Source organism: Bradyrhizobium sp. 18BD, from assembly GCF_054185225.1.
This window is the reverse complement of the sequence record NZ_JAVAYL010000003.1, coordinates 179691-204154: the sequence shown is the minus strand read 5'-3', so window position 1 is coordinate 204154 and position 24464 is coordinate 179691. Positions and strand designations below refer to the sequence as shown.

28 protein-coding genes are annotated in these 24464 nt (G+C 65.1%); 17 read left to right on the top strand and 11 right to left on the bottom strand.

Annotated elements, in window-relative coordinates; translation table 11 throughout:
- Positions 1 to 42: 42 nt before the first annotated feature.
- Positions 43 to 855 carry a DUF4886 domain-containing protein gene (locus tag RAD16_RS07050; protein WP_458157150.1) on the top strand — a complete coding sequence of 271 codons (813 nt, stop codon included), beginning with the start codon at positions 43 to 45 and terminating at the stop codon, positions 853 to 855.
- Positions 856 to 884: 29 nt separating this feature from the next.
- Here RAD16_RS07050 and RAD16_RS07045 read toward each other — a convergent pair whose 3' ends face one another.
- The gene (locus tag RAD16_RS07045; protein WP_458157149.1) at positions 885 to 1655 is read right to left on the bottom strand and encodes an exodeoxyribonuclease III; all 771 of its coding nucleotides are present in this window, start codon (positions 1653 to 1655) and stop codon (positions 885 to 887) included.
- 39 nt (positions 1656 to 1694) lie between these two features.
- Here RAD16_RS07045 and RAD16_RS07040 point away from each other — a divergent pair, with 39 nt between their 5' ends.
- Positions 1695 to 1916 (top strand): cysteine rich repeat-containing protein, encoded by a 222-nt coding sequence (locus RAD16_RS07040; RefSeq protein WP_458157148.1) that lies wholly within the window; start codon positions 1695 to 1697, stop codon positions 1914 to 1916.
- A 93-nt stretch (positions 1917 to 2009) separates the two neighbouring features.
- Here RAD16_RS07040 and alr read toward each other — a convergent pair whose 3' ends face one another.
- Together alr and RAD16_RS07030 are read right to left on the bottom strand one after the other, a co-directional pair.
- The gene (gene alr, locus RAD16_RS07035; protein WP_458157406.1) at positions 2010 to 3287 is read right to left on the bottom strand and encodes an alanine racemase; all 1278 of its coding nucleotides are present in this window, start codon (positions 3285 to 3287) and stop codon (positions 2010 to 2012) included.
- Positions 3288 to 3333: 46 nt separating this feature from the next.
- A complete protein-coding gene (locus tag RAD16_RS07030) occupies positions 3334 to 4845 on the bottom strand; it encodes a replicative DNA helicase (RefSeq protein WP_458157147.1) in 1512 nt (503 codons plus the stop codon).
- 548 nt (positions 4846 to 5393) lie between these two features.
- On the opposite strand from RAD16_RS07030, the gene RAD16_RS07025 reads away from it, so the two are divergent.
- A complete protein-coding gene (locus tag RAD16_RS07025) occupies positions 5394 to 5600 on the top strand; it encodes a transcriptional regulator (protein WP_458157146.1) in 207 nt (68 codons plus the stop codon).
- Between the two features lie 3 nt (positions 5601 to 5603).
- Here RAD16_RS07025 and RAD16_RS07020 read toward each other — a convergent pair whose 3' ends face one another.
- Entirely contained in the window at positions 5604 to 6854 is a 1251-nt protein-coding gene (locus tag RAD16_RS07020) for a class I SAM-dependent methyltransferase (protein ID WP_458157145.1), read from the bottom strand.
- Positions 6855 to 7133: 279 nt separating this feature from the next.
- Here RAD16_RS07020 and RAD16_RS07015 point away from each other — a divergent pair, with 279 nt between their 5' ends.
- The 3 genes from RAD16_RS07015 to RAD16_RS07005 all read left to right on the top strand — a co-directional run bounded on the left by RAD16_RS07015 (position 7134) and on the right by RAD16_RS07005 (position 9291).
- Entirely contained in the window at positions 7134 to 8108 is a 975-nt protein-coding gene (locus RAD16_RS07015) for a hypothetical protein (RefSeq protein ID WP_458157144.1), read from the top strand.
- Between the two features lie 107 nt (positions 8109 to 8215).
- Entirely contained in the window at positions 8216 to 8809 is a 594-nt protein-coding gene (locus RAD16_RS07010) for a TetR/AcrR family transcriptional regulator (protein WP_458157143.1), read from the top strand.
- A gap of 14 nt (positions 8810 to 8823) precedes the next feature.
- Positions 8824 to 9291 carry a PaaI family thioesterase gene (locus tag RAD16_RS07005; RefSeq protein ID WP_458157142.1) on the top strand — a complete coding sequence of 156 codons (468 nt, stop codon included), beginning with the start codon at positions 8824 to 8826 and terminating at the stop codon, positions 9289 to 9291.
- A gap of 36 nt (positions 9292 to 9327) precedes the next feature.
- Here RAD16_RS07005 and rplI read toward each other — a convergent pair whose 3' ends face one another.
- From rplI to RAD16_RS06980, 5 genes are all read right to left on the bottom strand, one after another.
- Positions 9328 to 9927, bottom strand: a complete 600-nt coding sequence (gene rplI / locus RAD16_RS07000) for a 50S ribosomal protein L9 (protein ID WP_458157141.1) — start codon at positions 9925 to 9927, stop codon at positions 9328 to 9330.
- Positions 9928 to 9977: 50 nt separating this feature from the next.
- Complete coding sequence (locus RAD16_RS06995) at positions 9978 to 10955, bottom strand: hypothetical protein (protein ID WP_458157140.1); 978 nt, start codon at positions 10953 to 10955, stop codon at positions 9978 to 9980.
- A gap of 623 nt (positions 10956 to 11578) precedes the next feature.
- Positions 11579 to 11905 carry a hypothetical protein gene (locus RAD16_RS06990; protein WP_458157139.1) on the bottom strand — a complete coding sequence of 109 codons (327 nt, stop codon included), beginning with the start codon at positions 11903 to 11905 and terminating at the stop codon, positions 11579 to 11581.
- A 78-nt stretch (positions 11906 to 11983) separates the two neighbouring features.
- A complete protein-coding gene (locus RAD16_RS06985; protein WP_458157138.1) occupies positions 11984 to 12475 on the bottom strand; it encodes an Hsp20/alpha crystallin family protein in 492 nt (163 codons plus the stop codon).
- 83 nt (positions 12476 to 12558) lie between these two features.
- Positions 12559 to 13020, bottom strand: a complete 462-nt coding sequence (locus tag RAD16_RS06980; protein ID WP_458157137.1) for an Hsp20 family protein — start codon at positions 13018 to 13020, stop codon at positions 12559 to 12561.
- Between the two features lie 327 nt (positions 13021 to 13347).
- Here RAD16_RS06980 and RAD16_RS06975 point away from each other — a divergent pair, with 327 nt between their 5' ends.
- The 3 genes from RAD16_RS06975 (at position 13348) to rpoH (ending at position 15104) form a co-directional block, all read left to right on the top strand.
- Positions 13348 to 13575 (top strand): hypothetical protein, encoded by a 228-nt coding sequence (locus RAD16_RS06975; protein WP_458157136.1) that lies wholly within the window; start codon positions 13348 to 13350, stop codon positions 13573 to 13575.
- Positions 13572 to 13751 (top strand): hypothetical protein, encoded by a 180-nt coding sequence (locus tag RAD16_RS06970; protein ID WP_458157135.1) that lies wholly within the window; start codon positions 13572 to 13574, stop codon positions 13749 to 13751. Before RAD16_RS06975 ends, RAD16_RS06970 begins: the two co-directional genes overlap by 4 nt.
- Positions 13752 to 14141: 390 nt before the next feature.
- The gene (rpoH, locus tag RAD16_RS06965) at positions 14142 to 15104 is read left to right on the top strand and encodes an RNA polymerase sigma factor RpoH (protein WP_458157134.1); all 963 of its coding nucleotides are present in this window, start codon (positions 14142 to 14144) and stop codon (positions 15102 to 15104) included.
- A 281-nt stretch (positions 15105 to 15385) separates the two neighbouring features.
- Here the strand turns inward: rpoH and rpsR are convergent, their stop codons facing one another.
- Complete coding sequence (rpsR, locus tag RAD16_RS06960; protein WP_007592020.1) at positions 15386 to 15625, bottom strand: 30S ribosomal protein S18; 240 nt, start codon at positions 15623 to 15625, stop codon at positions 15386 to 15388.
- 5 nt (positions 15626 to 15630) lie between these two features.
- A complete protein-coding gene (rpsF, locus tag RAD16_RS06955; RefSeq protein WP_326901663.1) occupies positions 15631 to 16134 on the bottom strand; it encodes a 30S ribosomal protein S6 in 504 nt (167 codons plus the stop codon).
- A gap of 346 nt (positions 16135 to 16480) precedes the next feature.
- Between rpsF and RAD16_RS06950 the strand changes: the two genes are divergently transcribed.
- The 8 genes from RAD16_RS06950 (at position 16481) to RAD16_RS06915 (ending at position 24462) form a co-directional block, all read left to right on the top strand.
- The gene (locus RAD16_RS06950; protein ID WP_458157133.1) at positions 16481 to 17182 is read left to right on the top strand and encodes a TetR/AcrR family transcriptional regulator C-terminal domain-containing protein; all 702 of its coding nucleotides are present in this window, start codon (positions 16481 to 16483) and stop codon (positions 17180 to 17182) included.
- Positions 17183 to 17185: 3 nt separating this feature from the next.
- The gene (locus RAD16_RS06945) at positions 17186 to 18211 is read left to right on the top strand and encodes a fatty acid desaturase family protein (protein WP_458157132.1); all 1026 of its coding nucleotides are present in this window, start codon (positions 17186 to 17188) and stop codon (positions 18209 to 18211) included.
- 175 nt (positions 18212 to 18386) lie between these two features.
- The gene (fabD, locus tag RAD16_RS06940) at positions 18387 to 19346 is read left to right on the top strand and encodes an ACP S-malonyltransferase (protein ID WP_458157131.1); all 960 of its coding nucleotides are present in this window, start codon (positions 18387 to 18389) and stop codon (positions 19344 to 19346) included.
- A 12-nt stretch (positions 19347 to 19358) separates the two neighbouring features.
- A complete protein-coding gene (gene fabG, locus RAD16_RS06935; protein ID WP_458157130.1) occupies positions 19359 to 20096 on the top strand; it encodes a 3-oxoacyl-[acyl-carrier-protein] reductase in 738 nt (245 codons plus the stop codon).
- A gap of 312 nt (positions 20097 to 20408) precedes the next feature.
- Positions 20409 to 20648, top strand: a complete 240-nt coding sequence (locus RAD16_RS06930; protein WP_008130699.1) for an acyl carrier protein — start codon at positions 20409 to 20411, stop codon at positions 20646 to 20648.
- A 108-nt stretch (positions 20649 to 20756) separates the two neighbouring features.
- Positions 20757 to 22022, top strand: coding sequence for a beta-ketoacyl-ACP synthase II (gene fabF, locus RAD16_RS06925; RefSeq protein WP_458157129.1), 1266 nt, complete (start codon positions 20757 to 20759; stop codon positions 22020 to 22022).
- A 125-nt stretch (positions 22023 to 22147) separates the two neighbouring features.
- The gene (mltG, locus tag RAD16_RS06920) at positions 22148 to 23422 is read left to right on the top strand and encodes an endolytic transglycosylase MltG (protein ID WP_458157128.1); all 1275 of its coding nucleotides are present in this window, start codon (positions 22148 to 22150) and stop codon (positions 23420 to 23422) included.
- 152 nt (positions 23423 to 23574) lie between these two features.
- Entirely contained in the window at positions 23575 to 24462 is an 888-nt protein-coding gene (locus RAD16_RS06915) for a YicC/YloC family endoribonuclease (protein WP_458157127.1), read from the top strand.
- Positions 24463 to 24464 lie beyond the last annotated feature (2 nt).

The window sequence follows — 24464 nt, the reverse complement described above, 5'->3', positions numbered from 1 at the left end:
AGCTGATTTGGTTCCGGCCCGATAAAATGGGAGGAAGCCACGATGCGTCTTTTTGCGCGAATGATGCTCGCAATGTGTCTGGCCGTTGCATTCGGAGCCAATACACAGGCGCAGACGAAGCCGAAGGTCACGACCGCAGGCCCTGACTTCCCCAAGGCCGCGCTCTTCGTCGGCAACAGCTTCTTCTACTACAACAACGGCATGCCCGGGCATCTCTCCTTCATGGAGCGGGCGGCCGATCCCGAGAACAAGGCGGTATATCGCAACACCATGGCCACGATCGGCGGCTCCGGCCTCGACTGGCACGACATGGACAATCTGCTGCGGCCGGGCGGCATCGGCGGTTATTCCTTCGACGAGCAGAACGTCGTCATCTTCAACAAGCCCGGCAAGCAGTTCGACGCCGTGGTCATGATGGATTGCAGCCAGTGCCCGATCCATTCGCAATTGAAGGGCGCGTTCGCGACCTTCGCCAAGAAGGACAGCGACATCGTCCGCGCCCATGGCATGCGGCCGGTGCTGTTCATGTCCTGGGCCTATGCCGACAAGCCGGAGATGACGGAGCAATTGGCCGAGGCCTATACGATCGCCGGCAACGCCAACGATGCGCTGGTCATTCCCGCAGGCCTCGCTTTTGCGCGCGTGCGCAAGCTGCAGCCCGAGCTCAATCTGTATGCGCCGGACAAGCGGCATCCGAGCCCCGCCGGCACGTATCTGGCGACCTGCGTGACGCTGGCCGCGCTGACGGGGCGGTCACCGGTAGGCAATTCCTACACGATGGGGCTCGATACGGAGACGACGCAATTGCTGCAGAAGGCGGCGTGGGACACCGTGCAGGAGTATTACGGGCGCTGACCCACGGCGCTCTTTCTACGGCACCGCGCTTATTTCAGCACCACCCACGCCGGCGCGTGATCGCTCGCGCCATCCTTGCCGCGAACCTTCTTGTCGACACCGGCCTTCGCCAGCCGCGAGGCGAGGGCAGGGCTCAGCAGCAGATGATCGAGCCGCAGGCCCGCATCGCGCGGCCAGCGGTTTCGCTTGTAGTCCCAGAATGTGTAGACGCGCTTTTCCGGATTCAGCTTGCGGATCGCATCGCACCAGCCCTGTTCGACGAGTGACGCAAACGCCGCGCGGCTCTTCGGCTGGATCAGCGCATCCTTGTCCCATGAGCGCGTCGGATAGATGTCGATTTCGGTGGGCGCGACGTTGTAGTCGCCCGCGAGCACCACGGGCAGGCCCTGCTTGATGAAGGTCCTAGCGTGGCGCTTGAGCCGCGCGAACCAGTCGAGCTTGTAGTCGAATTTCGGCCCCGGCTGCGGATTGCCGTTGGGCAGATAGATGCTGGTGACGATGATTCCGCGTACGGCGGCCTCGATGTAGCGGGCTTCGAGATCGCCGGGCTTTCCCGGCAGACGGTCGCGGGTGAGAATGGGCTCGGCGTTGCGGGCGAGGATGGCGACGCCGTTCCAGGTCTTCTGTCCGCGCCACACCGCGCCATAGCCGGCTTTTTCGATGGCCGCTGCCGGAAATTCGCCATCACTTGCCTTCAACTCCTGAAGCGCGACGACATCGGGCTTCGCCGCGCGTAGCCATGCCAACAGATTGGGCAGGCGGCGATTGATGTTGTTGATGTTGAATGTCGCGATCTTCATGTAGAGCTACCGGCTTCTGCCTTCCGTACCGGAGATACAATGTCCAAGTTGAGCTTTGCCGCTATCGTCGTCGCCGTCGCATTCTCCGGTGTCGCGCCGGCACAATCGTCCGATCAGCGCGGTGCGTGCAAGGTGGACTACGACAAATTCTGCGCCGGCATTGCGCCCGGTAGCGGCAAGATCGTCGCCTGCCTCAGCGCCAAGCGCGACCAGCTCAGCGCGACCTGCAAGGCGGCGCTGGACAGCCAGAAGAAGAAGTAAGCTTGGTGTCCCGGACGCGGCGCAGCGCCATAGCGCGCCGAAGACGCGCGTGAACGCGCTTACGGCGTTGTGTCCGGCGCATGTGAGTGCTGGCTAGGACGGCAGCGGCGGCGGGCTCGCGGGCTGCTCGATCGGCGGCGGGGAGGGCGGCTGCTCGGCCGTCGGCGCTGGCTCCGGCTTGACCAACGGCTCCACCACATTGCCGCCCTTGTAGACGCGGGCGTAGCGGTGGCCGAGGCTGGTCAGCACCTCGTAGCCGATGGTGCCGAAATGATGTGCGAGCTCGTCGACGGTGATGCCTTCGCCGAGCAGCGTCACCATGTGGCCGCGCCGTGCCGCGTTCGGCGGCAGGTCGGTGATGTCGATCGCGATCAGATCCATCGAGACGCGGCCCGCGACCGGGCAGCGTTTGCCGGCGACGATCACCTCGGCGCCGCGGGTGCCGTCATTGGAGCTGGCGGCGCGGAAATAGCCGTCGGCATAGCCGACCGCGATGATCGCCAGTTTCGTCGGCCGCCGTGCGCTCCAGGTGCCGCCATAGCCCACGGTGTCGCCGCGCTCGACATTGCGGGTCTGCACGATGCGCGCCTTGAGGTCGACCACCGGCTGCATCGGATTGTCGGCCTCCAGCGTCGGGTTGACGCCGTAGAGCGCCGCGCCCGGCCGCACCAGGTCGAACTGGAAGGGCGCGCCGAGGAAGATGCCGGAGGAATTGGCGAGCGCCGCCGGCACGCCGGAGAATTCACTGGCGATGCCGCGGAAGGCCGCAAGCTGCCTGGCGTTGATCTGGCTGTTGAGCTGCTCGGCCGAGACCAGATGGCTCATCACCAGCGTGATGCCGTGATCGCCGGCATTGATGCGGGGGATGATGGCCTGCGCCTCGGACAGCGTCAGCCCGAGCCGGTTCATGCCGGTGTCGATATGGATCGCGGCCCCGCCGTTCCAGCCGGTGCGGCGGCAGAACACGTCCCATTCGGCGAGTTCGTTGAGATCGCCGATCACGGGACGGCAATTGATCTTGGCGTAGTGCTCGCCGGTGTTCTGGAAATAGCCGCCGAGCACGTAGATCGTGGTCTCCGGCACGGCTTCGCGCACCTTGCGCGCTTCCTCGATGGTGGCGACGAAGAAGGTCTTGCAGCCGGCCTTGCTGAGGGCGCGTGCGACCTGCGCGGCGCCGCAGCCATAAGCGTCGGCCTTGATCACCGCCGAGCATTCGGCCGGCACCGCCGTCTTCTCGAGCTTGCGCCAATTGGCGATGATGGCGTCGAGATCGACGGTGAGCACGCCGCCATAGGCAGCGAGCGCGGCAGCCTGATTGGCCTCCGCTGAGAGGAGGCCGGATTGCGGGATCATTTTCGGGTCGGACGCCATTGTCATGGCGCCGTTTTACGCAAGAGGCCGCTCTGGTTCAAGGAACTCAGTAGTCGTTGCTGCTGCGAGCCGGCATCTGGCTGTCAGGCGCGAGGTCGCCGAACCGCGTGACCGAGGCTTCGAACGCCAAATCGACGGTGCCGGTCGGGCCGTGGCGCTGCTTGCCGATGATGACCTCGGCCTTTCCGTGCGCAAGACTCATGTCAAGCTGCCACTTCTCGTGTTCAGGCGTGCCTGGGCGGGGCTCCTTCATCGCGAGGTAATATTCCTCGCGATAAACGAACAGCACGACGTCGGCGTCCTGCTCGATTGATCCGGATTCACGCAAGTCGGAGAGCTGCGGCCGCTTGTCGTCGCGGGATTCAACTTGGCGTGAGAGCTGGGACAGCGCGATCACGGGAACGTTGAGTTCCTTGGCGAGCGCCTTCAGGCTGGTCGTGATCTCCGTGATTTCCTGCACGCGGCTGTCGCTGGCGCGCTTGCCTGAGCCTGACAGCAGCTGGATGTAGTCGATCACGAGGAGGTCGAGGCCCTTCTGGCGCTTCAGCCGGCGCGCGCGTGCCATCAGCTGCGCGATCGACAGGCCACCGGTCGCGTCGACATAGAACGGCAGCGATTGCAGCTCGATCGAGACCTCCCGGATCTTGTCGAAATCGGCTTCCGAGATGCCGCCGCGGCGGATGTGGGAGGAGGGAACGCCGGTGCGCTCGGCCACGATACGCGTGGCGAGCTGGTCGGCCGACATTTCGCACGAGAAGAAGCCGATCACGCCGCCATTGGCGGCCTTCGTGGTGCCGTCCGCCTGGACCTCAGGAACATAGGCCTTGGCGACGTTGTAGGCGATGTTGGTCGCCAGCGACGTCTTGCCCATGCCCGGGCGTCCGGCCACGATGATGAGATCGGAGTGCTGCAGGCCACCCATCTTGGTGTCGAGGTCGCGCATGCCCGTCGAGATGCCGGACAGCTTGCCGTCGCGCTGGAACGCTTTTGCCGCGAGATCGACCGCGACCGCCAACGCCTGCGAGAATTTCTGGAAGCCGCCGTCATAGCGGCCGGATTCGGCAAGCTCGTAGAGGCGGCGCTCGGCATCCTCGATCTGCGCCCGCGGCGCGAAATCGACCGGCGCGTCATAGGCGACATTGACCATGTCCTCGCCGATGCCGATCAGGTCGCGGCGCAGCGCAAGGTCGTAGATGGTGCGGCCGTAGTCCTGGGCGTTGATGATGGTGGTCGCTTCCGCCGCGAGCCGCGCCAGATATTGGCCGATGGTCATGCCGCCGACGTCGGTATCGGCGGGCAGGAACGTCTTCAGCGTCACGGGCGTGGCAATCTTGCCCATCCGGATCAGGCTGCCGGCTGTCTCGTAGATGGTCTGGTGCAGCGGCTCGAAATAATGCTTCGGCTCCAGGAAGTCGGAGACACGGTAGAAAGCGTCGTTGTTGACCAGGATCGCGCCCAGAAGGCTCTGTTCCGCCTCGATATTATGCGGCGCGCTCCGATAGGCGGGAGTTCCGGGCTCGGGCGCGAGTTTGAGGACGTTCGAATCAGTCAGGGCCATGGTCGAGCGATAGCAATTTTCTGGGGCGGATGCGGGGCCGGGATAAAGCGCCGACCCAGGCCAAAGCGGAAGCAAAAGCTGGCCGCTATCAACCGATCTTAAAAGCGGTGGATGATTAGCAGCCGCAGCATGCGCCGTGCTTGACGAATTTTGCGGAACTACGCTCCCGCCCGGCGGCGGTCGCAGCCGCGTCCCGCAAAAATCCGGATGAGGTGAACCTGATGGGGTGGGTCGCAGACGTATTTAAACGCGTGCCGAACGAGGCACGCCGGGAGCTTTCGGCTCGGGTCAGACCAGCAGGAGGTAGACCAGCGCTACCAGGGCCGCTCCGACGCCGGTGGCGATCAGGGCGTAATCGGTGCGGAGGTCGTCCTGCACGTCGAATGAGGTTCGGGTCTCTTTGCTCATGGCGACGGTCTAAGCCAGCGCCGACGAGAGGAATGTGAAGCAGATCACATCTTCCCGGATTCTTTCGGGGTAACTCCGGAACAAGCAGGCGGGGTATGGTATTGTCTCCCGCGACCTGCCGACAGGGAACGAGGCAAGCGATGCGGCCAGAACGGCAGCACCAGATTCGGCGAAGCGAGGCAGCCAGCAGGGCTTGGCTGACCGGCCTGATCGCCGCCATGAAGCATGCCGAGCGGCCCGAAATCCGCCGCCAGCCGGTCGCGCCCGAGGTTATCGCGGAAGTGCGGGCGCAACTGGCGTTAACGACCTCTTACCAGTCGTCTCCGATCTCGACCCTGCGTCATTAGACCTCATTCACCAGCCAGTTTCAGCTTGGGCTTGGCGCCGCCTTCCAGCGCCCGCAGCCGGGTTTCCTCGCGCGCGATGTAGTCGCGGGTGATCGGCACTACGCCTTGGCGCTTGGTGAGCTGGATCTGGAAGTTCATCATCGCCTGCTTGCGGAACGTCATCTCGCAGGCCGCGAGGTAAAATTCCCACATCAGCGCGAAGCGCTCGTCGTAGAGCTGCACCGCTTCCTCGCGCCGCGCCATGAAGCGCTCGCGCCAGGCCTTCAGCGTCTCGGCATAGTGCAGGCGCAGGATCTCGATGTCGCAGACCAGAAGGCCAGCGCGCTCGATCGCCGGCAGCACCTCGGATAATGCGGGGATGTAACCGCCGGGGAAGATGTATTTGGCAATCCAGGGATTAGTCGAATCCGGGCCTTGCGAACGTCCGATCGAGTGCAAAACCATGACGCCGTCATCGCTCAGCAATTCGGCACAGCGCTGGAAGTAGGCATCGTAAAACCGCGCGCCGACATGCTCGAACATGCCGACCGAGACGATACGGTCGAACGGGCCTTCGATGTCGCGATAGTCCTGGAGCAGGAATCTGGCCGATCCGGTCAGGCCCTTCTCGGTTGCGCGCGCATTGGCGACCTGCAACTGCTCGGTCGACAGCGTGATGCCGGTGACATCGGCGCCAGCGATCTCGGCGAGATAGAGCCCGAGCCCGCCCCAGCCCGAGCCGATGTCGAGCACGCGCTGGCCGCGCTTGACGTGCAGCTTTGCGGTGACGTGCCGCTTCTTGGCGAGCTGTGCGTCGTCGAGCGTCGTCTCCGGGGTCTCGAAATAGGCGCAGCTATATTGCTTGTCGGCGTCGAGGAAGAGCGAATAGAGCCGCGCATCGAGATCGTAATGGTGCGCGACGTTGGCGCGGGAGCGCGAGCGCGGATTGAATTGCTTCAGGCGCCGCGTCAGATAGCGCAGATGCCACCAGGGCTTTGCCCATTGCGGCAATAGGTCGGGTTGACCGAGCAGGATCGCGAGGGCATCAGCTATGCTGCCGCGCTCGACGACGAACTCGCCGTCCATATAGGCCTCGCCGAGCCCGAGCTCGGGATTGACGAGAATCTTCCGCTCGGCGTCCGCGGTGACGAAGCGCACCGCAACCGGCTCGCCCGAGCCGTCGCCGACGGTGAACTTCGATCCGCTGGCGCTGGTCACCGTCATCGACCCGCGGCGGATAAATTGAGACAAGAATCTGCGCAACAAGCGGTCCATCGACACCTTCCTCTCGAGCGAACCCGAAGAGATGCGACTAACCCGGCCTTCACATCCGACGCTCAGGGTCCTGCTCTGGTTCCTATGCGTTTGCATCTAAATCTGGGGAGGAGGCGTCGATCCCGCTATTGCGCTGTGTTCAAAGCGGATATTCCAAAAGCGCTTAATCACATCCTTGCGCGTGCGGGCTGCTTCCATTCGCGGCTCAATCCGCTAAAAGGTGACCGCCGCCGCGCCGATGCCGGCTGCGTTCGCGGAAATTCAACGGAGATGATGGGAATGTCGAGCCGAGCGCTCAGCCTCGCGACGGTATTGCTTCTGATCGGCTTCGGCGCGGCCGATACCGTTCTTGCGCAGGCGACGAACCTCGAGGCCGGCAAGGCCCCATCCCAGCTTTTCGCGCAGACCTGCAATGCTTGCCACAAGAGTCCGCGCGGGCTGTTGAAGACCGTGGCACCGGGCTCGCTGCCGGGCTTCCTCCGTCAGCACTATACGACCAGCCCCGACATGGCCGGCGTGCTCGCCTCCTACCTCGTTTCCAACGGCGCGACCGACACGCGCTATCAGGCCAAGGACGGCAAGAAGGACGGCGCCAAGGAGAAGGAGGCCGCTACCGCTCCCGGCCAGACGCCCGAGCATCAGGGCCGCCGCCAGCGTCAGGACGCCGCCAAGCCGGAAGGCGAGGCTGCTGCGCCCGCTGCCGAAGGTGCACGCCAGAAGCGCGCGGCGCGGCCGGCTGGGGAGGGCGCCAGGGAAGGCGTGAAGCCCGAGGGCCAGGCAGCACCCGAGGGGCGCAAGGGCAAGCGTCGCGCTAAGCCCGGCACCGAGGAAGCGCCGAAGGTTGATGCCGCCGCGCCGACCACGGAAGAGAAGAAAAGCGAGCCGAAAGCCGAGTCCAAGCCCGAGAGCGCCAAGGTCGAGCCCGAAGCCAAGCCCGAGGCCAATCCCGCTCCGGAGAAGCCCGCTGAGGCCAAACCTGACAGCAGCGCCAAGGTCGAGCCGCGCGGCAGCGAGGCTCCGGCGCTACGGCCCGATCCGGTGCCGCAGGTGACGCCCGCTCCGCCGGCCGCCGCTGCGAAGCCCGCCGAGCCGGCCGCGCCTAAGCCGGTGGAAGAGGCGGCGCCCAAGCCTGCCGCGCCCGCCACCAGCTCCGAACCCGTGGCCAAGCCGCAGGAAGCGGCGCCGCCCGCAACCGCCGCGGCTCCGGCGCCGGCGGAATCCTCAGGACCGCCCGCGCCGCCGATCTCGCGGTAACAGCCAACATTTTCTGATCAACCTGCGGAGGCCGCGCGCATTGCGGCCTCCGCATCGTCTTGACCGCGACTAGAGCACTACTCTAGAGTATAACTCTAGGAGGCGCGATGACCGCGAGCGTGCGTGACGATCTGTTGGCGGCCGGACTTGCCGTGTTCGACCGCGTCGGCTTCGAAGCTGCGACTGTGGCGGCAATCCGCACCAGAGCGCGCGCGTCGAATGGCAGCTTCTTTCACGTCTTCGGATCGAAGAAGGAGCTGGCCGGCGCGCTGTTCCTGAAGGTGCTCAGGCACTATCACGCCGCCATGCTGGCCGCGCTCGATCCGGCTCCGGATGCGGAGCAGGGGATCGATCGCCTGATCCGGGCGCATCTCGACTGGGTCGTCACCAGCCGGCGCGAGGCGCGTTATCTCTTCGAGATCTCACGCAGCGAATGGAGCGAGGATGTCCGCGACGCCCAGCGTGCGCAGAACGCGCGCCTTGCCGAAGGCATTGAACGCTGGCGCGCGCCGCTCGTCGCCAGCGGCGAGCTGTTGCCGATGACGCCCGTGATGTTCGTCAGCCAGCTGATCGGTCCGGCGCAGATTTTCTGCCGCGCCTTCCTGTCGGGGCGCGACCGCGCCGATCCGCGCGGCGAGGCCGATACGCTTGTCGCCTGCGCCATCCGCGCGCTGCGGCCGCACGATCGCATCAGGACGTAACAAGGAGAGGCCGCATGGATCACGAAGCAGATCCCGAATTCGCTCCCATCGCCGAGCGCATCCACACCAATGTCGGCCGGCAGGGTTTTATGAATCTGGTCGGCGCCGAGCTGTCCGAATTGTCGCGCGGCACCTGCACGATCGCGGTGGTGCGCCGGCCGGAGCTGCTGCAGCAGCATGGCTTCTTCCATGGCGGCGTCACCGCCTTCCTGGTCGACAATGCCACGACGATTGCGGCCGCGACCTCGCGCGGCCAGCCGGCGCTGACGGCGGAGTACAAGCTCAACCTATTGTCACCCGCGGTCGGCGAGAAGTTGATCTGCCGCGCCCGGGTGATCAAGCCGGGCCGCCAGGTCTCCGTCGTTGCCGCCGACGTCTTCTGTGTCAGCGACGGCGTCGAGAAACATACCGCAACGGCGCTCGCCTCGATCGCGATGCTCAGCGAAGACGTCGCCGCCCAAACGAAAAGCCCGGCCGCCTGAGGCGACCGGGCTTCGCTTCGCAGACGAATGCGAGGCTTACTTCTCTTCCGCAGCCGGGGCCGGCTCGACGTCGTCGTGCTGCGCTTCCGGATCGAAGAATTCGCCGGCGGCGGCGATCGCCTCGGCGGCCGCATCGCGGTCCTCGTTGCGGGTCGAGATGTCCTCGCCGCGGTTGATGCGCTCGGCCTCGTCCTGGCTGCGTGCAACCGTGACGGTGATCTCGACCTCGACCTCGGGGTGGACAGCGACGGTGATGCTGTGCTTGCCGATGGTCTTGATCGGCGCGTCGAGCTGGATCTGCGGGCGAGCCAGCGAAACGCCGTCGGCTTCGAACGCGACGACGATGTCACGGACGTTGACCGAGCCGAACAGCTGGCCGGCTTCCGATGCCTGACGGATCACGACGATGTTCTTGCCCTCGATCTTCTCGGCGACCTTGGACGCCTCGGCCTTGGAGGCGAGGTTGCGGGCCTCGAGATCGGCCTTCATGCCATCGTACTTGGCGCGGTTGTCGGCGGTGGCGCGCAGCGCCTTGCCGCGCTTGAGCAGGAAATTACGGGCATAGCCGTCGCGAACCTTCACGACTTCGCCCATCTGGCCGAGCTTGTTGACGCGTTCCAGCAAAATGACTTCCATATTCGTTCTCCTTTTGAAGTGTTGAGTGAGTTGGATCTTCGGACTTGAACTCAGGGGGTCGGCAGCGGCGGCGGCTGCCGCGTGCGCATGAAGCGTTCGCGGAAGCCGAACACGGCATCAGCCATGCCAAGGATCACCATCGCGATCACGGGCCAGCCGAATATGAGGACGACGATGTAGGTCGAGCCGAGCCAGAAGGTGCGGCTCTTCAGCGCCAGTGTCAGCGTATGCAGCACGGCGAAACCGGTGAACGCGTAGCCCATCATCAGCGCCGCCGCGATGATCTGCGCGACGATCGCGAGCAATCCGCCGGTGAAGCAGAAGGCTAGCGCAACGCAGAGCCCGACCAGTGTCATCGGCGGCAGCTCCGCGGTCATCATGTCCGGCCAGGGGCGCCGCAGCCGGCCCGACGTCGCCGTCACCTTGGCGCTGAGCCACAGATTGAGGGTGAGCGTCATCATGGCGACGAGGGTCGCGGCGGCCGGTGCGATGCGCACCATGGCATCGACGAACTGGCCGGCTTCGCCGGACGTTTGCGGATCGGCGGAGCGGAGCAGGCGCATCAGGCCGCGACGCAGCGTTCCGATGATGGTCTCGGCGTCGGTGCCGAGCGTGAGCAGGGCGGCGATCGTGGTCAGCGCGGCGAAGCCCGCGATCCACAGCAGGAGGCGGCCGACCGGATACCATTCGAGCTCGGGCTCGGCCGCAGGCTCGCTCGCGCCATCCGGTGTGACGGGGACGACGCGCCGGCTGAGCAGGACGAGATGGCCGAGCCACCAGGCCGGCAGCGCGACGGTGACGGCAAAAGCGATGCAGTAGGGCAGGCCGAACAGGGCGCCGAGGCCGATCGCGGCGGCGATGCCGCCGACGCTCGCGCAGAGCGGTCCCCAGCCGATCGCGGCGACCATCAGCGGCAGCGGTGCGAGATAGAACAGGACAAGCGAGATCAGCGCGCCCGAAACGATCGAGGCGAACATCAAGGCCGACGCAGCGCCGGCGATCAGGGCTATCAGTCCAAATGCCAACATCAGCTGTCCCGCTCCCTTCGAGCGGTTAGAGCGAGACCAGCAAAATCGCTAGTGTTATCAGAGATTTATGGCATTCGGCTTATGCTCTGTAGCAGAAACCGTAGCAGAAACCTCAGCTCGCCCAACTCCAAAACGAATGCGGCCCCCGAGGGAGCCGCAAACCAGTGCCGGCCTTCTAGCCAATCTGGACCCCATATTCAACGCCAAATAATGCGAAGAAGGTTCCAGGCCGACGTGGTGGTAAGTCGCTAGCCGGTTCCGGGCGAGAAGTTTTAAGGAGTCACTGCGTAAGATGGCTCGGGGTCCCCGAGCACCGCGATAACTAGGGCACCTTCACCTCCAGACCGCCGTCCAGGGTCGTCATCGCATCCGGAGCATCCCGCCTCGCCTTCCGCGACGTCGCGAAGCCCGTGTTCGGCGGCATGCTGGAGGCTTGCGTCATCGGTGTCTTCGTCATTCCCGCGCTGTACGTGCTCTTCCGAGGCTTGCGCGACCGCATTAAGGGCGGGTTCAATCCGGGCGTCGTCGTTCGGCCTGAAGAGCTGCGAGCGCGATGAACGGGATGGTCCAGGCGGCCGCGGCACCGTTGATCAGTATCATCGACAAGATTGCTTGAGTGAACATCATGCGGGCCGCCGCCATGCGGCGGCCCAGGGCCGCCGTAGCCGCAGAGGCACGCCGCCGCCGCGCGGCGGGTCGTCGTCGCCGTCCAGCTTCCGCAGCGCCGTGAGGATGTCGACGAGGCGGATCGTGTGTCCCATGCCGGGGATCTCGCGCAAGGCCGGACAGGATTCGACTGCATACATGTCGGACGCCCAGGACGACAGGATGATGCGCTTTTCCGGCGCCGACAGCCCGCTGTCGTCGAGGACGTCGTCCGGAGAGGCGTAGTGCGCCGCCGGGTGGAAGAGGGGGTGAAGGTTGCCGCTGTTGGTGTTGGCCTTGGTCATCTTAGCCTCCCTGTACTCTCCTTTCGATCGGGATCGGGATCGGTGACGGGCGACGGCCGGAGCCGTCGCCCGTCGTTCTCACTGCGTGTTGACGGCGATGCGCTTGACGCCAGCCTTCGGGCTGTCGGTCTTCGGCAGCGAGATCGTCAGGACGCCGTCCTTGAAGGAGGCCTGCGCCTTGTCCTCGTCGACGTCGTCGAGCTGGATCCGGCGTTCGAAGGAGCCGTAGAACCGCTCGCTGAAGTATCGGCCTTCATCCTTCCGCTCGCTCTTCTTCTCGCCGCGGATGGTGAGGATGCCGTTCGCGATTTCGATCTGGACATCCTTCTCGCTCATGCCGGGAAGCTCAGCCGAGACCGTCAGCGCCTTGTCGGTGTCGCTGAGTTCGATCTTCGGCCAACCGAACCGCTCTTCCATGAGCGGGGACAGGCCCGCTCCGGCGAAGCTCTGGAAGACGTCGTCGAACAGGCGGTTCATCTGGCGGTGAAGCGTCACGAACGGGTCGTAGCCGCTTCGGGACGGGACGAGCTCGGGGCTCTTCGTCCAGGGAATAAGGTCACGCATTGCCATTTTCCATCTCCTTTCGTGCAGCAGGCGGGGAGCGCGGTCACGCTCGCGCGCGCCACGTTCCGCCGTCGAACGTTCAAGCGGCCTCAGGCGGCCCTCTTCTGCTCGATCTGCGAGGGGAAGCTTCCGCCGCTTCCGATCTGGATGCGGCGCGGCTTCATGGCCTCCGGCACTTCGCGGACTAGGTCGATGATCAGAAGACCGTCGCGGAACGAGGCCTCCTTGACTTGGACGTAGTCGGCGAGGTTGAAGATGCGCCGGAACGGACGCGCGGCGATGCCCTGGTAGAGGTACTCGCCGGCCGCCTTCTCGGGCTTCTTGCCTTCGATGGTCAGCGCGTTCTGCTCGGCCACGACGGAGATGTCGTCGGCGCCGAAGCCGGCCACGGCCAGCGTGATCCGGTAGTGGTCTTCGCCGGAGCGTTCGATGTTGTAGGGGGGGTAGTTGTCCTCGTTCGTCTGGCGCAGCGCAGTGTCGACGAGGCCGGCCAGGTGGTCGAAGCCGATGGTGGAGCGCCAAAGCGGCGCGAAGTCGAGTGTAGTCCTCATCTCCAAGTCCTCCTGAAGAGCAAGATGGACACAAGGAGCGCAGGGCAGGTGTCAGAGCGGGTCCTCTCCCGGCCCGGCGCCCGTACCGGACCCTGGAAGGCGCCCGGCACACCGCTCTCGCGGCGAGAAACGAATTAGAAGGGCGCAAGGGTCTTTCAAGGGGGCGGCGCCGGATTTTTTTTGAAGGCGAGAGGGGGCGCCGGCAAGGACTCCCCAGGCGCGGCGGGTCGGACTTGACAGCGTCTCCGGCCCGAATATTTTTCCGCAGCGGAAGATGCGTTTCTTCCGAATTTTCGAGAAGGACTGAGAAGACCGTCGGGAGTGACGATGATGCTTGACCAGGACTTTGCCCGCATCCGGGCCCACAGCAACAATATCGACCGCTATCGCCGGCTGCTGCGGACGAAACTGTCCGAGCTGGAGCGCGAATACCTCGAGCGGCGCCTTCGCGAAGAGCGCGCCGCGCTCGCGACCTTGACCACGGAGAGGTTCCCTCTGGTGCTGACCCGACCGGAAGTTCGGACGGCTTCCGCCGCGCTGGGGGGCGGGCGATGAGCGACGTGCGCGAACTCCTGATCCGCGGCAGCGAGAAGGTGATCGGTCATTACCGCATCCTGCTCGCCGGCGCGAAGAACGAGGTCGAACGGCGTCTTTACGAAAGCCGCATCGAGCGCGAGCAGCGCCTGCTCGATCAGCTCCGGGACGGCGTGCTGCGCCGCTTGGCGGCGTGAGGGGTCTCAGCTGCGTCGCTGCGGCCGACCTTCACGGTCCGTCGACACGATGGGTGCCGACGGACTTCTGATGTCCTGGACGGGACGTGGGGCGGCGTCGTGTAGCTCCAGGTAGAGCAGGCCGGCCACTAGCATGGCTCCGGCGCAGGCAAGAGTCAGCGCCGAGGCAACGAGATCTCGGTAGTCGTTCATCGCAGGAAGGTTGCAAGTCGATTTCGGACCATTGAACGTCGGGAAGTCTGCACCGTTCCACCGTCGCGCGTGGAACGGTTGGGCTTCCCCGCCATTCAATGGTCGTCGCCGCCGACACAATGTGCCGCAGGCGCCATTTCAAGGGCCAAGGACTTCGTCGGCGGGAGCTCAACTGAATTGCTCCCAGGAGGATCGGCCATGAGCACTCTCTCGCTTTTTTCATCGCTTCCCGTCGTAACGTCTGAAGCGGGGCTGTCCCGGTATCTGACGAACATACGCAAGTTTCCGCTGCTCGAGGCGGCTGAGGAAGCAGCGTATGCGCGGTGCTGGCGCGAACACGGCGACCGAGAGGCCGCCTATCGCCTGGTCACCAGCCACCTCAGGCTCGCCGCCAAGATAGCCATGCGCTACCGCGGCTACGGTCTGCCCGTCGCGGACCTGATTTCGGAAGCGAACGTGGGCCTCATGGTGGCCGTCCGGAAGTTCGATCCCGACAAGGGCTTCCGCCTCGCCACCTACGCCGTATGGTGGATCAAGGCGACGGTTCAGGAATACGTCCTGAGATCCTGGTCGCTGGTCAGGCTGGGCACGACGCCTGCGCAGAAGAAGCTCTTCTTCAACCTCCGGAAGCTGAAGGCGCGCCTGGGCGCCGGCGAGGATGGAGACCTCTCCTCGAGCCAAGCCGAAGAGATCGCGGCTCACCTCTCCGTCGAGCGTCGCGACGTGTACGAGATGAACGGCCGTCTGCGGGGCGACCTCTCACTGAACGTTCCGGTCACCGACGACGGCTCTTCAGAGGAGATGATCGACCTGCTGGCGGACGGCTCCGGCGATCCGGAAACGACGCTGGCTGACGTCCAGGAGCGCGAACGCCGCCGCGAGGCGCTGGGCAGGGGTTTGGTCGCTCTGCCGGACCGCGAGCGCCGCATCGTTGCCGCGCGATTCATGGCTGAGGATGCGAAGACGCTGGACGAACTCGCGGCCGAGTTCGGCATCTCGCGCGAGCGGGTCCGGCAGCTCGAGCAGCGTGCGTTGGAGAAGCTCCGGATGGCGATGAACTCTGAGATGGCCGCAGCGTCGGGACCGGCCGCACACGGGATTGCGGAGGAGGTGAGGTCCAGTCCAGCCCGGGCTGCTCGGGCACGCCGACGCGCCTCTTAGCGGAGTCGATCCGTACGGAATGGGGACCGTGGTCAGCCGGCGACGCCGCTGCTACCTCTCTTTCGACTTCGTCGAGCAAGGCACGGGCAGCCTTCAGATCAGCCTCTGCGCCGGCATAGTGGCAAGTGCGCGTTCGTGGGCCTCGATCGCGGCTGCCACGGCGGCCTGAGCGCGAGCAGTTAGAGGCATTTCGCCCCAACCATCGGCGATCGGACGACCCGGAAGCCTTATGAAATCAGATCGAGCGACCGGCGGCGATGAGGCCGCCGGCCGAATTCGTCTTAGCGAATGACGTAGGGCAGCAGGCCCAGGAACCGCGCGCGCTTGATGGCGCGGGCGAGTTCACGCTGCTTCTTCGCGGACACCGCGGTGATGCGGCTCGGCACGATCTTGCCGCGCTCCGAGACGTAACGCATCAGCAGCTTGGAGTCCTTGTAGTCGATCTTCGGAGCATTGGCGCCCGTGAACGGGCAGCTCTTGCGACGACGGAAAAACGGACGGCGTGCACCAGCTTCAGCCATTGTTCTTACTCCCCATCCGTCGTGGTGGTTTCAGCTTCTTCGCGCGGACGGCGCGGGCCGCGATCACCGCGGAAGCCACCACCGTCACGATCGCCGCCACGGAAACCGCCTTCGCGGTCGCCACGGAAGCCGCCTTCACGCTCGCCGCGGAAGCCGCCGCCACGATCGTCACGCTCGCGATCGCGATCGGCCTTGCGCATCATCGCGGACGGGCCTTCCTCGAGTTCTTCGACGCGGACGCTGAGATAGCGGATCACGTCCTCGCTGATGCGCTCCTGGCGCTCGATCTCGGCGATCGCCGCGGACGGCGCGTCGATGTTGAGCAGCACGAAGTGCGCCTTGCGGTTCTTGTTCATGCGGTAGGTGAGGGAGCGAACGCCCCAGTTCTCGGTCTTGGTGACCTTGCCGCCGAGACCTTCGACGATGCCGGTCATCTGCGCAGTCAGCTCTTCGACCTGCTGCGGGCTCGCGTCCTGACGCGCGAGAAAAACATGCTCATAAAGAGCCATGGTGGTCCTTTCCTCATGTTGGCGCATCGCCCGGCGTCAAGCCCTTAAGAGGCCTTCGGAAAGGACTCTGGGATTAAGCTCAGAAGGCGGAAACACGGGACGACGGGCCGACTGGCCCTGCCACACCAAAATCACGAAGGATTTGCTGAGGCCGTCCGTTCAGCTCCCGGCCGGGGTCTGCGGATGCGCGCCTTATACGGATTTTGACCGGCTTTGCAAGGTTTGGGGCCGCCTTTTCGGCCCGAATGGTTCCGGTGCGAGCGATCGGGACCGGTCTTCTCATACCACATCCGGCTTGATCTATTTGTTTGTATGTCATACAAATAAATCAACGGAGGCGATCCCGATGCCGGAAAAGTCGGTTCCTGAGCCGTTTGAGGCGGCTGACCCCAAGCATGCGGCACGTGCCACGCGCTCGGCAGGCCGCAAGATGCGGTCGCTGCTGCTGGACGCGGCGAGCCCGTTGTTCCGGGAGCGGGGGCTGTCGGGCACGGCGATCGCCGACATCGCGGCCGCCGCGGACGCGTTCCCGAGCCAGATCACCTATTACTTCCGCACCAAGGAGGCGCTGTTCGTCGAATGCGCCTGCCGTGATCTGCTGTACCTGGCGCGCGCGACCGAGCAGGCCGCCCTGAAAGCCCGCACGCCGCGCGACTACACCCACGCTCTGGCCGAGACGGTGACGGCGAGTGATTCGATCGCTTTCTTCGCCGAAGCCCTGACTCTGACCCGGCGTCGCCAGGATCTCGCGCCGCTGGTCGAGCGCACCATCGAGCGTCTGCACAGCGAAGGCGCGCGGGCCTATGCGGGCCAAGTGGCGCGGCATGGCTGGCGTTCCCTGCGTGCGCCCGACGAGAGTTCGCGGCGGTTCTGGGCCGTCGCCATCGGCGTCATCCTCGAGGGCCATGCCATGGGCCGCTCGCCCGAGGCACTCTGCGCGGAGATGCTGCGCGTGCTCGGCGAGCAGGCGAAATCCACCGGCGACACAGCGCGCCTGCGTCTCGTCGACGAGCGCGATTCATCGAGCCAATCGAACGAGGAGGGCTAGGCCATGACCGCACTTCGCATGCGTGCCCGCGATTTCCTGACCGACGATCAATTGGCCGATGTGCGCCAGCGCGTGACCTGGAGGGGCGTCGCGCTGATCGCGCATGCCTGGGCGCTGATATCAGGCGCGATTGCGCTGGTCGCATGGTGGCCCAATCCGGTCACCTATGTTCTCGCCGTCGCCATCATCGGCTCGCGCCAGCTCGGCCTTGCGATCCTTATGCATGACGGTGCGCACGGTTGCCTCTCCGCTGACGAGCGGACCAACCTGATGCTGAGCCAGTGGTTCTGCGCCTATCCGATCTTTGCGGAGACGCGCAGCTACCGGCGCTATCATCTGCAGCATCACGCGCGCACCCAGCAGGAGGACGATCCTGACCTCGTGCTGTCGGCGCCGTTTCCGATCACCAAGCTGAGCTACCGCCGCAAGTTCATTCGCGACATCACCGGGCAGACCGGTTACCAGCAGCGCAAGGCGCAACTGCTCAACGCGCTCGGTCCGAACGATTGGCCGTGGCGACAGCGTCTGGCGCATTTCTGGGAGAAGCTCGGCCCGCAATGCCTCGTCAACGCCGTCATGTTCGCGGCGTGTGCCGCGGCCGGTGTGTGGTGGGCCTATCCGCTGCTATGGCTGGTGCCGCTGCTCACCTGGATGATGGTCATCACCCGTATCCGCAACATCGCCGAGCACGCCGTCGTGCCTGACAGCAGCGATCCCCTGCGCAACACCCGCACGACGCATGCCGGTTTTCTCGAGCGGCTGTTCATCGCGCCGTACTACGTGAACTATCACCTCGAGCATCATCTGCTGTTCTACGTTCCCTGCTACAATCTGCCGAAGGTGCATCGCCTGCTCAGCGAGAGCCGGCATGCCGGTCGGATGGAAGTGCAGCCGAGCTACGCCGCCGTGCTGCGGCTCGCCACGGCCAAGCCGAACCGCGACGACCGGCCGGGCCAGTTGGCGAACAGCGCGCGGCGCGCACAGGCAGGGGCGGCGGTCGATACGAACCAGACCAATGGTGGGTTCTAGGGGGCCGCATCCCCGGTTGAATGCCCGCGGAAGTTCCTATCTTGGCTTGACATTCCGGCCCCGGACAGTGTCTACGGCCCCTTTCGGGGCATGGTCGGGAACCAAGGCTCGGGCCGGACGTAATCGGCTGCCGGGTTCTCGAAGCATAAGGCTCGAGCGATCCAGGGGAGCGCCGATGACGGCAGCATTCACATTTCCGGGGCAGGGTTCCCAGGCGGTTGGCATGGGCAAGGCCTTGGCCGACGCTTTTCCGGTGGCGCGCGCCGTGTTCGACGAGATCGATGCCGCGCTTGGGGAGAAGCTAACGGCGACCATCTGGGATGGCCCGGCCGAGACCCTTCAGCTCACCGAGAACGCCCAGCCGGCGCTCATGGCGGTGTCTGTCGCCACTTTGCGCGTGCTGGAGGCTGAAGCCGGTTTTTCCGTCGGGCGGGATGCGGCCTTCGTCGCCGGCCACTCGCTCGGTGAATATTCGGCACTCGCCGCTGCCGGCAGTCTGACGGTGTCCGACAGCGCGCGGCTGCTTCGCACCCGCGGTCTCGCAATGCAAAAGGCCGTCCCGGTTGGTGCCGGCGCCATGGCCGCGCTGCTCGGCCTCGATTACGACGCGGCCATGGAGGTCGCCAAGGAGGCGGCCCAGGGCCAGGTCTGCCAGGCCGCCAATGACAACGGTGGCGGCCAGGTGGTCGTCTCCGGCGACAAGGTTGCGGTCGATCGCGCCGTCGAAATCGCCAAGACCAAGGGCGCCAAGCGCGCAATGTTGCTGCCGGTGTCCGCACCGTTTCATTGCAAGCTGATGCAGCCCGCCGCCGACGCGATGGCCGAGGCGCTGTCGAAGGTCACGATCAAGGCGCCGGCGGCGCCGCTGGTGTCGAACGTGCTGGCAAGCGCCATCACCGATCCCGACGAGATTCGCCGCCGTCTGGTCGAGCAGGTCACGGGCACGGTGCGCTGGCGCGAGTCGGTTGCCTATATGGCAGGGCAGGGTGTCACCCGCTTCTTCGAGATCGGGGCAGGCAAGGTGCTGTCCGGTCTCGTCAAGCGCATTGCGGACGGTGCTGTCGGCGTTTCGGTCGGCGGTCCCAACGACATTGCCACCGCCAAGGATGCATTGGCCGCTGCGAAGCAGGCCTAGAGGAGTTTTTCAATGTTCGATCTGACTGGCAAAAAGGCGCTCGTCACCGGCGCGACCGGCGGCATCGGCGGGGCGATCGCGCAGGCGCTGCATGCGCAGGGCGCCACCGTTTCGATCTCGGGAACGCGCAAGGAAGTGCTGGATGAGCTTGCCGGCAAGCTCGGCGAGCGCACCCATGTGCTGTCCTGCAATCTCTCCAAGGCCGACGAGGTCGAGGCGCTGGTGCCCGCCGCGGAAGCGGCGATGGGCCAGGTCGACATCCTCGTCGCCAATGCCGGCATCACCCGCGACAATCTCTTCGTACAGCTTCGCGACGAGGATTGGGAGGAGGTCATCAACATCAATCTGACCTCGACCTTCCGCCTCGCACGCGCCGCCACCAAATTGATGATGCGCAAGCGCTTCGGTCGCATCATCGCCATCACCTCGGTGGTCGGCGTTACCGGGAATCCCGGGCAGGGCAACTACACCGCGTCCAAGGCGGGCCTGATCGGCATGATCAAGACGCTCGGTGCCGAATACGCCAAGCGCGGCGTTACCGCGAACTGCATCGCGCCCGGCTTCATCAAGACGCCGATGACCGATGCGCTGAACGACAAGCAGCGCGAGACGATCCTGACCAAGGTTCCGGCTGCGCGCCTCGGAACGCCTGAGGACATTGCGGCCGCGGCCGTCTACCTGAGTTCGAACGAAGCGGCCTACGTCACCGGCCAGACCATCCACGTCAACGGCGGCATGGCCATGATCTGAAGCCCTCGTTTCGCACTGCCCACAAGCGCAGTGCGGGATGCGGCAAACGGCCGTTTCCGGAGCGAAATGAGGCGTGTAGTCAAGGCAGTTGAAGTATGATAACCGGACGCTCAACGGATGGGCAAAGAACGCCATTGCAGGTTTTTGAAACCCTGTATATTGGCGATGCGGAGCCTTGGCCGTCGTTCGCCGGGTCCTGCATTGGTTAGGGTGGGACCAAATCAAAGTTCGTAAGCGAAGGCAGTCAACGACCACGACGGCTCGTATCGTCCCGGGGGGTCGGGTCTACAGGGAACAACACGAGGTTATGCAATGAGTGACATTGGCGAGCGGGTTAAGAAGATCGTGGTCGAACACCTTGGTGTTGAACCCGAGAAGGTTGTCGACGCAGCGAGCTTCATCGATGACCTCGGCGCCGACAGTCTGGACACCGTCGAGCTGGTGATGGCGTTCGAAGAAGAATTCGGTTGCGAGATTCCGGACGACGCCGCGGAGACGATTCTCACCGTCGGCGACGCCACGAAGTTTCTCGAGAAGAACGCGAAGAGCTAAGGCTCTTCATTTTCGCGGGGACAACATTGAAACCGGACGGGCCGCTTCCCAGCGGTCAGCCGGTTTCTTGTTATTGGCCGTGAATCTTTCGATGCGGAGTTTTCGGATATGAGGCGGGTTGTCGTCACTGGTCTCGGCATGGTGTCGCCACTCGGCTGCGGCGTCGAGCCGACCTGGAAACGTATCCTCAACGGCGAGAGCGGTGCGCGCAAGATCGAGAGCTTCGATGTCTCCGATCTGCAGACCAGATACGCCTGCACGGTCGTGCGCGGCGACGGCAGCAACGACACCTTCAATCCCGACAAGTGGATGGAGCCGAAGGACCAGCGCAAGGTCGACGACTTCATCATCTTCGGCATGGCCGCGGCCGGCCAGGCGCTCGACGATGCCAACTGGCATCCCGAGACCGAAGAGGACAAATGCGCGACCGGCACCATGATCGGTTCCGGCATCGGCGGCCTCACCGGTATTGCCGACACCGCGATCCTCCTCAAGGAGCGCGGACCACGCCGGGTGTCGCCGTTCTTCATTCCCGGCCGCCTGATCAATCTTGCCTCCGGCTACGTCTCGATCGCGCACGGGCTGAAGGGGCCGAACCACTCGGTGGTGACGGCCTGCTCGACCGGTGCACATGCGGTCGGCGATGCCGCCCGCCTGATCGCGCTCGGCGATGCCGACGTGATGGTGGCCGGCGGCGCCGAGTCGCCGATCAGCCGCATCGGCATTGCCGGCTTCAACGCCGCGCGCGCGCTCTCGACCGGCTTCAACGACACGCCCGAGAAGGCCTCGCGTCCCTACGACAAGGACCGCGACGGCTTCGTGATGGGCGAGGGCGCCGGCGTCCTGGTCCTTGAGGAGCTCGAGCATGCCCAGCGCCGCGGCGCCAGGATCTATGCCGAGGTGGTCGGCTACGGTCTGTCGGGTGACGCCTATCACATTACGTCGCCGTCGCCCGATGGCGATGGCGGTTTCCGCAGCATGTCGGCTGCGCTCAAGCGTGCCGGCCTCACGGCATCCGATCTCGACTACATCAACGCGCACGGCACCTCGACGCCGCTCGGCGACGAGATCGAGCTCGGCGCGGTCGAGCGTCTGCTCGGCAACGCCGCCTCCAAGGTCGCGATGTCCTCGACCAAATCGTCGACCGGCCATCTGCTGGGTGCGGCCGGCGCGATCGAGGCGATCTTCGCCATTCTCGCGATTCGCGATAATGTCGTGCCGCCGACGATCAACCTCGACAGTCCATCGATCGAGACCGCGATCGATCTCGTGCCTCACACCGCGAAGAAGCGCGAGGTCAATATCGCTTTGTCGAATTCTTTTGGTTTTGGCGGTACCAATGCGTCGGTGATCGTCCGGCGCCTGGTCCAATAGTTTGTGTTGCGACGAATCCACCGTTTTGCCGTATTCGGCGATAGTCATGGACGTGGGCGCATGTATTTGGCCGGACGAGCGATCGTCGGGCCGCGATTGAACCGGCAGGATTCAGGTTTGCTTCGATGAGTGAAAGGCCGCCCATTTCGCCCCGGAGTCCGCGGGCAGCGCTCGAGCCCGAGCAGGTCCCGCCGCCGCCGAAGCGATCGGACCGCGCGCGCAATCCCTTCGTGATCGTCGGCAACGCCATCATCACACTGCTGCTGATCGCCATGCTCGGCGCCGGCGGTGTCTATTACTACGGCCGGCAGGTGCTCGAGGCGCCGGGGCCGCTGAAGGAAGACAAGATCGTCAACATCCCGCAGCGGGCCGGCAAGCGCGACATCGCCGAGACGCTGAACAAGGAAGGCGTCACCGACGTCAATCCGTGGGTGTTCATCGCCAGCGTGGCCGCGCTGAAGGCGAGTTCGGACCTGAAGCCGGGTGAATATTCGTTCCAGAAGAACGCCTCGCTGCGCGACGTCATCGGCACCATCGTCGAGGGCAAGGTGGTGCAGCATTCGGTCACGATCCCGGAAGGCCTGACCTCCGAGCAGATCGTGGCGCGCCTGTCCGACAACGACATCTTCACTGGCAGCGTGCGCGAGCTTCCGCGCGAGGGCACGCTGCTGCCCGAGACCTACAAGTTCCCGCGTGGGACCCCGCGCGATCAAGTGATCCAGCGTATGCAGCAGGCGCACAAGCGTGTGCTCGCCGAGATCTGGGAGCGCCGCAGCCAGGACGTCCCGGTCAAGACGCCGGAGCAACTGGTGACACTCGCCTCGATCGTGGAGAAGGAGACCGGCAAGCCTGACGAGCGCAGCCGCGTCGCTGCCGTCTTCACCAACCGCCTGAGGCAGAAGATCAAGCTGCAGTCCGACCCGACCATCATCTACGGTCTCGTCGGCGGCAAGGGCACGCTCGGCCGCCCGATCAAGCGCAGCGAGATCACGCAGCCCTCGCCCTACAACACCTATGTGATCGAGGGCCTGCCGCCGGGCCCGATCTCCAATCCTGGCCGTGCCTCGCTGGAAGCGGCCGCCAACCCGGCCCGTACCCGCGACCTCTATTTCGTCGCCGACGGCACCGGCGGGCATGCCTTCACCGAGACCTACGACGCGCACCAGAAGAATGTCGCCAAGCTGCGCGCGATGGAGAAGCAGATCCAGAACGACACGGTCGAGCCGGCCGACGACGCGCAGGCACCGGCGGCTGCCGCGCCCGCCGCCGATACGGCGCCGACGGCGACCACGCCGGCGCGGCCGAACCAGCAGAAGAAGCCGCCGGCCGCGCGGCCGGCCAATCCTGCGCCGGCCCGGCAGGGCGCGGTCCAGCCGACGCCGCAGGTGATCCAGCGCTAGGCTTGGCTTCAGCGCGAGGCTTGGGTCCAGCGTCAGCCCCTGCGCAGACCTGCTACGGGACTTTGCGGATTCCACTTTCCTGCAAAATAGTCTTAAGATTCGCGTGGCCTGATGGCCTCGCGAATCTCATGTTTGTCGGAGAATTTGACCTGATGGCGCTGTCGTCCATGACCGGCTTTGCCCGAAGCCACGGCGCTAGCGGGCCGTACACATTCGAATGGGAGTTGAAGTCGGTCAACGCCAAGGGCTTTGACCTCAGGGTGCGGCTGCCGCAGGGATTCGACGAGCTCGAGGCTCACGCCAAGAAGCGCGCCGCCGAGCTGCTCTCGCGCGGCACTATCTACGCCAATCTCAACGTCAAGCGCGCCAACGCGGCCGCCTCCGTCCGCGTCAACGAGGACGTGCTCAATGCCGTGCTCAAGGCTGCCGCCGTGATCGCCGGCAAGGTCGACGCGGTTGCGCCGAGCATCGACGGCCTGCTCGCCATCAAGGGCGTCGTCGAGGTCGCCGAGCCCGAGGGCGACGAGGAGGAGGACAAGGCCGCGCGCGCTGCTGCAGCCGAAGCCTTCGACAAGGCGCTCGACGAGCTCGTCGCGATGCGCAAGCGCGAGGGGACCTCGCTCGGCCAGATCCTGACCCAGCGGGTCGACGAGGTCGAGCAACTCGCGAAGAAGGCGGAAGCCGCGCCCGGCCGCAAGCCGGAGGCGATCAAGGCGAAGCTCGCCGAGCAGATCGCCGCGCTGCTCGACACCTCCGACCGTTTCGATTCCGACCGCCTGATGCAGGAGGCGATCCTGATCGCCACCAGGGCCGACATCCGCGAGGAGCTCGACCGCATCGCCTCGCACATCGCGCAGGCGCGCGAGCTGATCGGCAAGGGCGGCCCGATCGGCCGCAAGCTCGACTTCCTGGCGCAGGAGTTTCACCGCGAGGTCAACACCTGCTGCTCGAAGTCGAACGACATCGAGTTGACCAATACCGGGCTCGCCATGAAGAACGTGGTCGAGCAATTCCGCGAGCAGGTCCAGAATCTGGAGTGATC

Bases quoted from the DNA above. Each gene is read 5' to 3' on its own strand.
- RAD16_RS07050 (WP_458157150.1), top strand. From the start codon at position 43: ATGCGTCTTTTTGCGCGAATGATGCTCGCAATGTGTCTGGCCGTTGCA.
- RAD16_RS07045 (WP_458157149.1), bottom strand. From the start codon at position 1,655: ATGAAGATCGCGACATTCAACATCAACAACATCAATCGCCGCCTGCCC.
- RAD16_RS07040 (WP_458157148.1), top strand. From the start codon at position 1,695: ATGTCCAAGTTGAGCTTTGCCGCTATCGTCGTCGCCGTCGCATTCTCC.
- alr (WP_458157406.1), bottom strand. From the start codon at position 3,287: ATGGCGTCCGACCCGAAAATGATCCCGCAATCCGGCCTCCTCTCAGCG.
- RAD16_RS07030 (WP_458157147.1), bottom strand. From the start codon at position 4,845: ATGGCCCTGACTGATTCGAACGTCCTCAAACTCGCGCCCGAGCCCGGA.
- RAD16_RS07025 (WP_458157146.1), top strand. From the start codon at position 5,394: ATGCGGCCAGAACGGCAGCACCAGATTCGGCGAAGCGAGGCAGCCAGC.
- RAD16_RS07020 (WP_458157145.1), bottom strand. From the start codon at position 6,854: ATGGACCGCTTGTTGCGCAGATTCTTGTCTCAATTTATCCGCCGCGGG.
- RAD16_RS07015 (WP_458157144.1), top strand. From the start codon at position 7,134: ATGTCGAGCCGAGCGCTCAGCCTCGCGACGGTATTGCTTCTGATCGGC.
- RAD16_RS07010 (WP_458157143.1), top strand. From the start codon at position 8,216: ATGACCGCGAGCGTGCGTGACGATCTGTTGGCGGCCGGACTTGCCGTG.
- RAD16_RS07005 (WP_458157142.1), top strand. From the start codon at position 8,824: ATGGATCACGAAGCAGATCCCGAATTCGCTCCCATCGCCGAGCGCATC.
- rplI (WP_458157141.1), bottom strand. From the start codon at position 9,927: ATGGAAGTCATTTTGCTGGAACGCGTCAACAAGCTCGGCCAGATGGGC.
- RAD16_RS06995 (WP_458157140.1), bottom strand. From the start codon at position 10,955: ATGTTGGCATTTGGACTGATAGCCCTGATCGCCGGCGCTGCGTCGGCC.
- RAD16_RS06990 (WP_458157139.1), bottom strand. From the start codon at position 11,905: ATGACCAAGGCCAACACCAACAGCGGCAACCTTCACCCCCTCTTCCAC.
- RAD16_RS06985 (WP_458157138.1), bottom strand. From the start codon at position 12,475: ATGGCAATGCGTGACCTTATTCCCTGGACGAAGAGCCCCGAGCTCGTC.
- RAD16_RS06980 (WP_458157137.1), bottom strand. From the start codon at position 13,020: ATGAGGACTACACTCGACTTCGCGCCGCTTTGGCGCTCCACCATCGGC.
- RAD16_RS06975 (WP_458157136.1), top strand. From the start codon at position 13,348: ATGATGCTTGACCAGGACTTTGCCCGCATCCGGGCCCACAGCAACAAT.
- RAD16_RS06970 (WP_458157135.1), top strand. From the start codon at position 13,572: ATGAGCGACGTGCGCGAACTCCTGATCCGCGGCAGCGAGAAGGTGATC.
- rpoH (WP_458157134.1), top strand. From the start codon at position 14,142: ATGAGCACTCTCTCGCTTTTTTCATCGCTTCCCGTCGTAACGTCTGAA.
- rpsR (WP_007592020.1), bottom strand. From the start codon at position 15,625: ATGGCTGAAGCTGGTGCACGCCGTCCGTTTTTCCGTCGTCGCAAGAGC.
- rpsF (WP_326901663.1), bottom strand. From the start codon at position 16,134: ATGGCTCTTTATGAGCATGTTTTTCTCGCGCGTCAGGACGCGAGCCCG.
- RAD16_RS06950 (WP_458157133.1), top strand. From the start codon at position 16,481: ATGCCGGAAAAGTCGGTTCCTGAGCCGTTTGAGGCGGCTGACCCCAAG.
- RAD16_RS06945 (WP_458157132.1), top strand. From the start codon at position 17,186: ATGACCGCACTTCGCATGCGTGCCCGCGATTTCCTGACCGACGATCAA.
- fabD (WP_458157131.1), top strand. From the start codon at position 18,387: ATGACGGCAGCATTCACATTTCCGGGGCAGGGTTCCCAGGCGGTTGGC.
- fabG (WP_458157130.1), top strand. From the start codon at position 19,359: ATGTTCGATCTGACTGGCAAAAAGGCGCTCGTCACCGGCGCGACCGGC.
- RAD16_RS06930 (WP_008130699.1), top strand. From the start codon at position 20,409: ATGAGTGACATTGGCGAGCGGGTTAAGAAGATCGTGGTCGAACACCTT.
- fabF (WP_458157129.1), top strand. From the start codon at position 20,757: ATGAGGCGGGTTGTCGTCACTGGTCTCGGCATGGTGTCGCCACTCGGC.
- mltG (WP_458157128.1), top strand. From the start codon at position 22,148: ATGAGTGAAAGGCCGCCCATTTCGCCCCGGAGTCCGCGGGCAGCGCTC.
- RAD16_RS06915 (WP_458157127.1), top strand. From the start codon at position 23,575: ATGGCGCTGTCGTCCATGACCGGCTTTGCCCGAAGCCACGGCGCTAGC.